We start from the raw sequence: 11594 nt of genomic DNA on the forward strand, positions 1-11594 counted from the left end.
CCCCCTCTCAAGCTCACTCAATCAACCTGATCCACCGTGTCGCCGGGTTTTAGGGCCGCTGCGCGCCCCAGCGGGAGCAAGCTCCCTCGCCACGGGGAAGTGGCCTCAGGTGCATCGCGGAACACTTTTTGCTGACAGATGTGATCGCCGCCATTGCGTCGGCGTCATTACTGCCTCAATTTAGCGTCATTGCCCGTCAGGCCCGTGCACTTCATGTCAGCAAACTCGTTTAGCCAGTCTTTGCGTCGCCTTTGGGCGTTGGATAAGTTCAGTTATAGCGTGCGGGTCTTCATCGCCCTGACCGGCAGCATGGGGCTGTGCTGGTATCTGGATGAGATGGGGCTGCTGATTCCCTTGTTCCTGGGCATCATCGCCAGCGCCCTGGCCGAGACGGACGACAGTTGGCAGGGCCGCCTCAACGCGCTGGCCGTGACCCTGGTGTGCTTCACCGTCGCGGCACTGTCGGTTGAATTATTGTTCCCCTATCCCGTCCTGTTCATCATCGCCCTGGCCCTGGCGGCCTTTGGCCTGACCATGCTTGGCGCCCTGGGTGAGCGCTATGGCGCCATCGCCTCGGCCACGCTGATTCTGTCGGTCTACACCATGATCGGCGTGGACCAGCGCGGCGGCGCAGTCAATGATTTCTGGCATGAACCCCTGCTACTGGTCACGGGGGCCGCGTGGTACGGCTTGCTGTCGGTGTTGTGGCAGGCGTTGTTTTCCAACCAACCGGTGCAACAAAGCCTGGCTCGGCTGTTTCGCGAGCTGGGACGCTACCTGAAACTCAAATCGTCGCTGCTGGAGCCGATCCGCCAACTGGACGTCGAAGCCCGACGCCTGGAACTGGCCCAGCAAAATGGCCGGGTGGTCGCTGCGCTCAACAGCGCCAAGGAAATCATCCTGCACCGCGTGGGCAATGGCCGCCCCGGCTCGAAAGTCAGCCGGTACCTGAAACTGTACTTCCTGGCCCAGGACATCCACGAACGCGCCAGCTCTTCTCACTATCCCTACAACGCCCTGGCCGAGGCCTTCTTTCACAGCGACGTACTGTTCCGCTGCCAACGCCTGCTGCGTCAGCAAGGCAAGGCCTGCCAGGCACTGGCCGAGTCGATCCAACTGCGCCAGCCGTTCGTCTACGACGACACCTTTGCCGAGGCCCTCAACGACCTGCACGCGTCCCTCGAACACCTGCGCATCCAGAGCAACCCGGCCTGGCGCGGCTTGCTGCGTTCGTTGCGGGCACTGTCGGTGAACCTGGCTACCATGGACCGCCTGCTCAGCGACGCGAGCAACCCCGACGCCCTGGCCGACGCCACCGACAGCAGCCTGCTCGACCGCTCGCCGCGCAACCTCAAGGATGTCTGGCTGCGCTTGCGTACCCAGCTCACGCCCACTTCGCTGCTGTTCCGGCATGCCCTGCGCTTGCCCTTGGCCCTGAGCGTGGGCTACGCCATGGTGCACCTGATCCACCCGTCCCAGGGCTATTGGATCATCCTTACCACACTGTTCGTGTGCCAGCCCAACTACGGCGCCACCCGGCGCAAGCTCGGCCAGCGGATCATCGGCACCGCCATCGGCCTGACGGTGGCCTGGGCGCTGTTCGATCTGTTTCCCAATCCGCTGGTGCAATCGAGCTTCGCCATTGCCGCCGGGGTAGTGTTCTTTACCAACCGCACGACCCGCTACACCCTGGCGACAGCGGGGATCACCATCATGGTGCTGTTCTGCTTCAACCAGGTGGGCGACGGCTACGGGCTGCTGTTGCCACGGCTGTTCGATACCTTGCTCGGCAGCCTGATTGCCGGGCTGGCGGTCTTCCTGTTCCTGCCCGACTGGCAGGGCCGTCGGCTGAACAAGGTGCTGGCCAATACGCTGACCTGCAACAGCATCTACCTGCGCCAGATCATGCAGCAGTACGCCGCCGGCAAAAGCGACGACCTGGCCTATCGCCTGGCCCGACGCAACGCCCACAATGCCGATGCCGCATTGTCCACCACCCTGGCCAACATGCTGATGGAGCCGGGGCATTTCCGTAAGGAAGCCGATGTGGGGTTCCGTTTCCTGGTGCTGTCCCACACCCTGCTCAGCTACCTGTCGGGCCTGGGCGCCCACCGGGGCACCGAACTGCCGACCGAAGTGCGCGAACAGTTGATCGACGAGGCTGGGGTGAAACTGGCAGCGAGCATCGACGAAATCGCCCAGGGCCTGGCAAGTAAACAGCCGATCACGATCCAGAGCGACGACGAAGAAGCCCTGGCCAGCGAGCTTGAGCGGATGCCCGATGAAATCGACGAAGGACAGCGCCTGGTGCAGACGCAACTGGCGTTGATCTGCCGTCAGCTTGGCCCATTGCGGACCTTGGCGGCGCATTTGATGAAGGCCTGACGGACTCAGCTTCAAGCCTCAAGCCATAAGCTGCAAGCAAAGTTCGTGCGCTCTGCTTGCAGCTTATGGCTTGAAGCTTGAAGCTTGAAGCTGCTCCCCCCTACATCCCATGCGCCTTCAACAGCCGCGCATAACTCCCATCCGCCTTCATCGCCGCGATCTCCCGGTCAAACCCCGCCACGATCTGCTCATGCTCCGGGTTCTTCAGGCTGACCAGGATGTGCAGGCTGTTTTCGCTCAAGGGCTTGGGCAGGAACTCCACGGCGCTGCGTACCTTGGCGGATTCGCGGGCCAGGTAATAGCGGGCGACGTACTCGTCTTCCAGGGTCAACTTCACACGATCGGCAGCCAGCATGCGCACCGCCATCGCAAAGTTATGCACAGGAACTTTCTGCATTTGCAGGTCTTCGTCGAAGTCCTTGGAGTAGGCGTAGCCGCGAACCACGGCGATGGGATAGGCACGCAGCTGTTGCAGGCTGTCAAACTGGATCGTTTCGTCCTTGCGTTTGATGAAACGCACACGGTTGAGCAGATACTCAGCCGAGAACTGGCCAATGTGAGTGCGCTCCTCGCTGTACCAGGCGTTGACCAGCACATCATAGCGGCCCTCGCCGATGCCCAGCATCGCCCGGGCCCAAGGCACCTGTTCGAAGTCCGTGGCATAGCCGGCCCGCGCCAGCGCCGTGCTGACGATATCGGTCGCCAGGCCACCATTGATCAATGTGGAATCGGTAAAGGGCGGCCAGGCATCGGCGACCAGACGCAGCTTTTGCGCGCAGGCCTCATAGCTCAGTAACAGCAATCCGATCAATGCAAGAGCTCGATGCAATCGCGGCATGCCAAACGTCCTTGACGGGTTCAAAGCCCGGTTTGTTTTTAGCCGACACTCAACAGGCATCCTCAGACACCCGGTCCTAACATTAGCTCATTGGAACCGCTGCGCAGCGCTGTCACGAAGATTACACAAAGACGACAACGCCGCGACAGAGGAATGATGGCATTTTGGTCTTTATCGCAGATTTTCCAGTCGAGCGAGAAAGAGACTTCCGGGCCAAGCACGCTTAATATCGGCATCAAGCTCTTCAGGAAATTCAAAAATGGATATCGAGTGGGTCTGTAAACATCACAGTGACCTGAGCAAGGAACAGCTGTATGCCATCCTCAAATTGCGTGCCGAAGTGTTCGTTGTCGAACAGAACTGCGCCTACCCGGACGTTGACGGCCTGGACCTTGAGGGCGACACGTGCCATTTGATGGCTTGGCAGGGAAACCACCTGGTGGCCTATCTGCGCCTGCTCGACCCGCATTCGCAAAACAGTGACGTGGTGATCGGGCGCGTGATCATTGCGCCAGAAGCACGGGGCAAGGGGTTGGGCCATCAACTGATGGAACAGGGCCTCAAGCACGCCGAGAAACACTGGCCCGGCACCTCGATCTCACTGTCGGCCCAGGCGCATTTGCAGGGGTACTACGGGCGGTATGGGTTTGAAGTGGTGGGTGTGGAATACATGGAGGATGGGATTCCACACATTGGTATGCACCGCCCCTGAAAAGGCCATCGCGAGCAAGCTCGCTCCCACAATAGATCATCTTTGGCCCGCCTACTGTGCTCACCAAAGACCCACTGTGGGAGCGAGCTTGCTCGCGATGGGGCCAGCCCAGGCACCGAAAAATCAGGGGTACTCCAGCACCGCCTTGATCCGCGGCAAATTCCCCTCGATCCACCCCCGATCAATCGCCCCCCAATCGCGAATCCGATAACGCCCGGCATGGTTGCGCGCGCCGTCCTCTTGCTCGAACTCACAAACGATATCCAGGTCAGCCAGCGCGGCGATGGTGTCCTGGGCGGTACGCCGTGGCATGCCGGTGGTTTCGGTGAGGGCCGGAACGTTGCTGGCGACACCGCTGTCGATCAGGTAAGCCACGTACAAGCGACGGTAGAAGCTGCTCTTGGTCTTGCTGACATCCATTCGGTCATTCCTTGTGGGGTTGCAGATCTCGCCAGGTCAGGTACACCCGCAGATCGAATTCCAACTGGTGATACCCCGGCAGCATGTGCTCGCAGAGTTGGTAGAACGCCTTGTTGTGGTCCGACTCCTTGAAGTGCGCCAGCTCGTGCACCACGATCATGTTCAGGAACTCGGGCGCCGCGTCCTTGAACAACGCAGCGATGCGGATTTCCTTCTTGGCCTTGAGCTTGCCACCCTGCACCCGCGACACCGCGGTATGCAGGCCGAGGGCGCGATGGGTCAGGTCCAGGCGACTGTCGAACAACACCTTGTCGATGGCTGGCGCGTTACGCAGGTATTGCTGCTTGAGGTCCAGCGCATAACCGTACAGGGCCTTGTCGCTCTGGATCGGATGCCGATCCGGATAGCGCTGTTGCAGGTAATCGCCCAGTCGGTCCTGGGCGATCAATTGCTGCACTTGGGCTTGCAGGGCGGCGGGGTAGGCCTGGAGGTATTTGAGCGCGGTCATCAAGGGGCAACACAGTCACAAGAGGCCGCCAGTGTAGCGAATTCAAGCCTGCACCGCGCTCCAGTCGAACGGTGTGGCGAAGGCATTGGTGTCTTCGGCCATCAAGGGCCGCGCCACGAGGAATCCCTGCACATACTCGCAGCCATGGGCCTGCAGCCACTCATATTGCTCGCGCGTCTCCACCCCTTCGGCAATCACCCGCAAGCCCAGTTGCGTACACAGGTCAATCACCGAGGCGGCCAACGCGGCATCCCGGGGCGACCCCGGTACGCGGGCGATCAAATGCCGATCGAGCTTGAGGGTATCGAGCTCAAGGTCGCGCAGATGCGTCAATGAACAGGGCCCCGAACCAAAGTCATCCAATGCCACCCTCACTCCGAGGTGGCGCAGCAGTCGCAATTGCTTTTGGGTTTCATCGGGGTTGCGCATCAGCGCATCCTCGGTCACCTCGACCTCCAGTTGCCGAGGCTTCAAGGCATGACGCTCCAGGACCTGGCGCAACTCGGTCACCAGGTTGGGCATGCCGAACTGGGTACTACTCAGGCTCACCCCCAACACCAGGTCGTCAGCGAACAAGCGCTCCCAGACTTTGCGCTGGGCCGCGCTGCGATGATAAATCCAGCTGCCCAGGCGACTGATCAACCGCGCCTCTTCCAGCAAGGGCAGGAACAGGCCCGGCGGAACATCACCGACGCTGGGGTGCTGCCAGCGCAACAGCGCCTCGAACCCGCGGATCCGCCCATCGACGATGCTTACCTGCGGCTGGTAGACCATATTGAAGTCGCGGTTCTCGATGGCCGAGCGCACGCTCTCTTCCAGCATCAGCCGTGAACGGGCGCGACCGTTCATTTCATGATCGTAAAAGCGGTATTGCTGGCGACCGGCACGCTTGGCTTCGTACATGGCGATGTCGGACGCCCGCAGCAACCCATCGAGATTGGCGCCGCAATCGGGGTACGTCGCGATGCCGATACTGGCCCCCAATGCGACGTCCATGCCTTCTATCTGCTGGCAGATCGCGACCCGCTCGATGAGTTTCTCGGCGATCTTGGCCGCTTGCTCGGGGAACTCCAGGTCCAACAGCGCCGTGAACTCGTCCCCGCCCAGGCGCGCCAGGATATCGAATGGGCGCAGGCACGCCTTCAACTGTTCCGACACCCAGCGCAATACCCGGTCCCCGGCATCGTGCCCCAGCGAGTCATTGACCCGCTTGAAGCCATCGAGGTCCAGGTACAGCAACACCCAGTTGCTTTCCAGGCGCTCGCTGCGCATCAACAGGTTTTCGGCGGTCTGGTAGAACCCCCGGCGGTTGAGCAAACCGGTCAGCGGGTCCGTGACGGCCTGGTATTCGAGTTGTTGGTGCAAATGGCGAACCACGGACATGTCCTGGAGCGTCACCACCATCGCCTTCTGCTCCGACGGCAACGGCGCACAGGACAAGGCCACCGACACCTGCTGGCCAGGCGCCGTGCGCAGCACCGCGTCATGCAGTCGCCAGGTTTCACCCCGACGATAGGCGTTATGGATATCGGAATCGACCCACTCTGGGATATGCGGTTTCTGCAGGAAATCCAGGAACGGCATGCCCTGCAACTGCTCGGCGGTGGCATTGAGCAAGCGGCAGGTAGAAGGGTTGGCGAAGCGGATACAGCCATTCTCATCCACCACCAGGATGCCTTCGGCGGCGTTGTCCAGCACCGAGGCATTAAAGGCCCTGGCCGCTTCGAGATCCTGGCTCAAGCGCTGCAAGGCCCGGCGATTGCGCTGGTGCTCGAGCAGCGCCTGGACCTTGGGCTTAAGGATTTGCGGATCGAAGGGTTTGAACAGGTAATCCACGGCGCCACTGGCATAGCCCTTGATCACCGCATCCTGGGATTGCTCGTTGGCCGTCAGGAAAATGATCGGCGTGAGCCGCGTGCGCTGGCTGCCGCGCATCAGGCGCGCCACTTCGAAACCGTCCATGTCGGGCATCTGCACATCCAACAGAACCAGATCGATGTCGTGCTCGAGCAGCAGGTTAAGCGCCTCGACCCCCGAGGACGCGGTCATGACTCGCCAATCCTGACGCTGCAACAAGGCTCGCATGCTGAGCAGGTTTTCAGGGTAATCATCAACAATCAAAAGGACAGAGCTGTCTTCGCCGAGCGGTGGTTGCGCGCATTCCATGCTGCTTCTCTTATCGGGCGCCACGTCCGTTTTTACGTAGCAAAGCGGACAAATACTGTCCCCTCACTCTAGACCGGGATTGTCAAAAGCAGTAGGTGTCAACGCGCCATCATCCAGACAAAGCCCGAAATAGCCGACTAACGGTCACCCTCCTCGGGCACAGAAACTGCAAAGCCCCCCCTCGACGGACAATTGACGTCAACCACCCGCCGAAAAGTTGCCGGGCAGTTTCTTCCGTCGCTTACTCGTACGCCCGAAAAGACCGGCCTAGAGCCTTGCCTTGTGGTGTGCAGCTTTTTCATCGAGTGACATAGGATCCCGCCATGATCGATCTCTCAACCTGGAACCTGAGCATCCCCGAAGGCAGCCCGCCGGCCACCATCGAAACCTCCCAACTCGTGCAGGGGTTCCAGGCCCCGTATTTCCACTCCGACTCCGGCACGGTTTTTTTCTGGGCACCGGTGACCGGCTCCACAACCGCTAATGCTATTTATCCGCGCAGTGAACTTCGTGAAACCTACAGCGACGGCACCTTACGCAATTGGCTGTACCCGGCGACGGACAACAAGCTGGCTGCCACCCTGGCCGTCAGCCAGGTGCCCAGCACCGGCAAGGTCGTGATTGGTCAGATCCATGCCAAGAACAGCACCAGCCCCCTGTTGAAGCTGGAATACCAATATAAAACCTACAGTTCCACCGGCAACATTGTCGCCAAGGTGCGCATGCGCCCGGACGACGAAACAGGCCAAGTCATCACCATCGCCACGGGCATCAAGCTGAATCAATCCTTCTCTTACCTGATCCATCTCAGCCCCGCCGGCGTCCTGACCATCAATGGCGCGGGTTACCAGTGGAGCTCCCCCATCAGTTCCACGTGGAGCGACAAGCCGCTGTACTTCAAGGCGGGCGTGTACGTGCAGGACAACACCGGTTATCCCACCGAAGGCGGCACCGTGACGTTCAGCCTGCTGGATATCGATCACATCTAGGCGCTTTGCGTGGCGCCAGGGCAGCAACGGAATGCTGCCAGCCCAGCCATACACTGTAGATGCGTAATAGTTCAGCGCGAGTTCGAAACTACCGACTAACGGTCATCCATCCAGGCATAAATGCTGCAATTGACATGTTTGACGGACAATTGACGTCAAACATCCGCCGGATGGCTGTTCAAAAAACCCCCTTCCTGCGCGATCAACACACTCCAAATGCTCGGAGTAGAGCCTCCCGCTTTGGTACTCAGCACTTTTACGCCCGTTACGCAGGATCCGACCATGATCGATCTCAACACTTGGAACTTGAGCATTCCCGAAGGCAGCCCCGCCATCACCATCGAAACACCTCGGCTGGCCCAGGGGTTCAAGGATGAATACTTCCATTCCGACACCGGCACGCTGTTCTTCTGGGTACCGGTGACCGGCACCAAGACTGCAAACGCGATCTACCCACGCAGCGAACTGCGGGAAACCTACAGCGACGGTACCCTGCGCAACTGGTTGTACCCGGCGGCGGACAACATCCTGCGCGCGACCGTGACCGTCAACCAAGTGCCCAGCACCGGCAAGATCGTGATCGGCCAGATCCACACCAAAGACAGCACCAGCCCCATGGTGAAACTGGAGTACCAGTACAAAACCTACAGCTCCACCGGCAACATCGTCGCCAAGGTGCGCCTGCGTCCCGACGATGAAACCGGCCAAGTCATTACCATCGCCACCGGCGTGAAGCTGGACCGCAGCTTCTCCTACATGATCCACCTGAGCCCGAAGGGCGCACTGGGTATCAGCGCAGCGGGCTACAACTGGAGAACCACCGTCGATCCGGCCTGGAAGGTCAAGCCGCTGTATTTCAAAGCCGGGGCGTATGTGCAGGACAACACCGGCTACACCACCGAAGGCGGAAAAGTGACGTTCAGCCTGCTGGAAATCAATCACAACATCTGATCGCCTTTCCTGGCGCCATGGCAGCAAGGATGCTGCTTGCATCACCCCCTCCAACGCTTCGGCATTCGCACCTCACGCTCAATCGAGCACAAGGCACGCAGCAGTGCCATATCGCCATCGTTCAAAAAAATTCCGCTTTAACCGACTAACGGTCGTCTGTCTCGGGCACCAAAGCGGCAAACGCCACTCTGACGGTCTGCTGACGTCAACCCTCCGCCGGATCCACGTGAAAAACGTGAGTTCCTGCTTCCTCCTGGCGTCGGTGAAAGCGCGTCCTAGAGCCTTCGGCTGTGGCGTAAATCATTTCTTATGTACAGAAAGGATCCGAGCATGGTCGATCTTGCAACCTGGAACTTGAGCATCCCCGAGGGCAGCCCGCCGAAAACCATTGAAACGCCTCGGCTGTTGGATGGCTTCCAAGATAAATACTTCAATTCCGAAGGCAGCACGGTGTATTTCTGGTCACCGGTGACCGGCACCAAGACTGAAAACGCGGTCTACCCCCGCAGCGAATTGCGAGAAACCTATAAAGACGGCACCTTGCGCAACTGGCTGTATCCCGATGCCGACAATAAATTGAGTGCGACCCTGGTGGTCAACCAGGTACCCAGCACCGGCAAGATCGTGATCGGGCAGATTCATGCCAAGGACAGCAGCAAACCCATGGTGAAGCTGGAATACCAGTACAAGGACGACAGCAAGACCGGCAACATCGTCGCCAAAGTGCGCATGCGCCCCGATGACGACGAGGGTCGGGTTATTACCGTGGCCAGCGGCGTGAAGCTTTCTCAGTCCTTCAGTTACCGGCTTCACCTTGATCGTACGGGTGACTTGGGTATTACTGCGGCGGGTCGTAGTTGGTACACCACTATCAGCTCTACGTGGCGGGTCAAGCCGTTGTACTTCAAGGCTGGCGTGTATGTGCAGGACAACAGTGGGTATACCAGCGAAGGTGGGAAGGTGACGTTCAGTAAGTTGGATATCGATCACAACACTTGATTGTGTGCTTTCGATAGAGAGATATCGTGTGTATATCCGTTGCTGCGGTAACGGCGGCTTACGGTTCCGCCCTTACGGCGGGTCACTTTTGGAAGAGCGCTGTACGGACCGGACACATGGTTGACACCTGTGCGGAGACATAGTGGACACATTATGCGCCGTAGTCAGGGTTATTCACGTCGAAGGTCCGTAAGAAGTGATGGCAGAAATAGACGTCAAACAAGCCATCGCTTTCAGCGTTAGGGCGTATTGCGATGTGCTGCCCTACCAGTCCCTTGGCGATGCTGAAGTAGCGTTTCTGGAAGCGAAATCGACTGTGATACACCTTGGCCAACACATCATCCGGGCCATATTCAAACTCTGACAGTTGCTGCGGATACGCCCATGGGCTGCTTCGATAGCGGTCCATAGGCACCTTGTAGCCCAGCGCCTGATGGGGGCGCTGCAGGTTATAAACCTCACGCCATCGATCAAAAGCCGATTGAGCGTCCATTAGCGTGGAAAAATGACGCCCATCCAGCACTTCTGCTTTGAGCGAGCGGTGGAAACGTTCGATCTTTCCATTGGTTTGAGGATGGCGAGGACGGCTGAAACTGATCCGAATCCCCAAGCGAATCAGCCAGATACTCAGCTCTGTCACTTCACCCGGATTGCGTGGCGAGCCCCAAGGTGGGCCGTTATCGACGTTGATACGCGCCGGCAAGCCATAGCGTTGGAAAACCTCGATCATCCTCTCCTTCACCGTGGCTCCCCGTTCGTTGTCACAAGCCTCAATGGCTAGGCTGAACCGAGAATGATCGTCCAGCAGGGTCAGGGGATGGCATCGACCTTGTTGCAGCGCAAAATGCCCTTTGAAATCCATCTGCCAAAGATCATTAGGCGCGTCGTGTTCAAATCTCAGCGTTGCCGATTGCTCTCTCTGAGAAGGCTGGATCAGGCCGTGCCGGTGCAAGACATTGGTGACGGTGCTGGGGGCGATACGCTTTTCCAACAGGCTGCTAATCGTGCGTCCGCCCCATGCCGGATGGGCCTGCCTAAGGGCGATGACTTGCGCCTCCATGGCGGCCTGGGTCAGTTTGGGGCTGGTCGCGGGTCTGCGGGATTTCTCTTGCAGGCCAGGCTGACCGTGCGCCTTGTAGCGATCTAACCACTTGTAGGCTGTTTGCGGGCTGATACCGAATCTTCGACACAGCTCACGTTTATTGCTGCCGGGTTGCCGTGCTAAGGCAACGAACTCTTCTTTCAGGCTCATGGCATCTCTCGTAGTCCAGGGCATGATGGCTTTCCGGCGAAATTGGCTCGCTGAAAAGTGTCAACCATGTCCCCGCACACCCGTCAACCATGTGTCCGGTCCGTACAGAAGAGCGCCAAAAGTAACCAAAAACGCTTTGCCCCACCACTCGGTGCCTCGCCTAGGCTCGGCATGCCCTCACTCCGGCATTGCTCCGTGGGCCCGCTGCGAAGGGCCATCCATGGCCCAGCGCAGCTATCCCGGCATCCATGCCGGGATGCCCACTACGCAATGCCTGCGTTCGGCCAGCGTGGTTAACGGGGCGCCGAGATCAACGTCCACCGCGAGGCGGCCTGCCAGCCGGCCTGGCTCTCACGGTCGTACTCCGATCCAAT

The 11594-nt window shown here is 59.5% G+C and carries 10 protein-coding genes; 5 read left to right on the forward strand and 5 right to left on the reverse strand.

Annotated elements, in window-relative coordinates; translation table 11 throughout:
- Positions 1–213 precede the first annotated feature (213 nt).
- On the forward strand, positions 214–2385 hold the full coding sequence (gene yccS, locus V7773_RS29755) for a YccS family putative transporter (RefSeq protein ID WP_336076436.1): 2172 nt from the start codon (positions 214–216) through the stop codon (positions 2383–2385).
- 100 nt (positions 2386–2485) lie between these two features.
- Here yccS and V7773_RS29760 read toward each other — a convergent pair whose 3' ends face one another.
- Positions 2486–3223: a substrate-binding periplasmic protein gene (locus V7773_RS29760; protein WP_063324015.1), complete on the reverse strand. Its 738-nt coding sequence runs from the start codon at positions 3221–3223 to the stop codon at positions 2486–2488.
- A gap of 259 nt (positions 3224–3482) precedes the next feature.
- Here V7773_RS29760 and V7773_RS29765 point away from each other — a divergent pair, with 259 nt between their 5' ends.
- Positions 3483–3935, forward strand: a complete 453-nt coding sequence (locus tag V7773_RS29765; protein ID WP_063324014.1) for a GNAT family N-acetyltransferase — start codon at positions 3483–3485, stop codon at positions 3933–3935.
- A 123-nt stretch (positions 3936–4058) separates the two neighbouring features.
- Here the strand turns inward: V7773_RS29765 and V7773_RS29770 are convergent, their stop codons facing one another.
- From V7773_RS29770 to V7773_RS29780, 3 genes are read right to left on the reverse strand one after another with little or no spacing between them, the layout of a single operon-like run.
- Positions 4059–4355 (reverse strand): winged helix-turn-helix domain-containing protein, encoded by a 297-nt coding sequence (locus tag V7773_RS29770; RefSeq protein ID WP_336076437.1) that lies wholly within the window; start codon positions 4353–4355, stop codon positions 4059–4061.
- A gap of 4 nt (positions 4356–4359) precedes the next feature.
- A complete protein-coding gene (locus V7773_RS29775; protein ID WP_092151170.1) occupies positions 4360–4863 on the reverse strand; it encodes a M48 metallopeptidase family protein in 504 nt (167 codons plus the stop codon).
- Positions 4864–4905: 42 nt separating this feature from the next.
- On the reverse strand, positions 4906–7029 hold the full coding sequence (locus V7773_RS29780; RefSeq protein ID WP_336076438.1) for a putative bifunctional diguanylate cyclase/phosphodiesterase: 2124 nt from the start codon (positions 7027–7029) through the stop codon (positions 4906–4908).
- A 323-nt stretch (positions 7030–7352) separates the two neighbouring features.
- Between V7773_RS29780 and V7773_RS29785 the strand changes: the two genes are divergently transcribed.
- The 3 genes from V7773_RS29785 (at position 7353) to V7773_RS29795 (ending at position 9968) form a co-directional block, all read left to right on the forward strand.
- Positions 7353–8018 (forward strand): polysaccharide lyase family 7 protein, encoded by a 666-nt coding sequence (locus V7773_RS29785; RefSeq protein ID WP_336076439.1) that lies wholly within the window; start codon positions 7353–7355, stop codon positions 8016–8018.
- Between the two features lie 282 nt (positions 8019–8300).
- On the forward strand, positions 8301–8969 hold the full coding sequence (locus V7773_RS29790) for a polysaccharide lyase family 7 protein (RefSeq protein ID WP_336076440.1): 669 nt from the start codon (positions 8301–8303) through the stop codon (positions 8967–8969).
- 330 nt (positions 8970–9299) lie between these two features.
- The gene (locus tag V7773_RS29795; protein WP_336076441.1) at positions 9300–9968 is read left to right on the forward strand and encodes a polysaccharide lyase family 7 protein; all 669 of its coding nucleotides are present in this window, start codon (positions 9300–9302) and stop codon (positions 9966–9968) included.
- Between the two features lie 151 nt (positions 9969–10119).
- Here the strand turns inward: V7773_RS29795 and V7773_RS29800 are convergent, their stop codons facing one another.
- Entirely contained in the window at positions 10120–11244 is a 1125-nt protein-coding gene (locus V7773_RS29800; protein WP_336076442.1) for an IS481 family transposase, read from the reverse strand.
- Between the last annotated feature and the right edge of the window lie 350 nt (positions 11245–11594).

Origin of the sequence: Pseudomonas sp. 3JA (assembly GCF_036961705.1) — a bacterium.
In the GTDB taxonomy this organism is placed as follows: domain Bacteria; phylum Pseudomonadota; class Gammaproteobacteria; order Pseudomonadales; family Pseudomonadaceae; genus Aquipseudomonas; species Aquipseudomonas fluorescens_Q.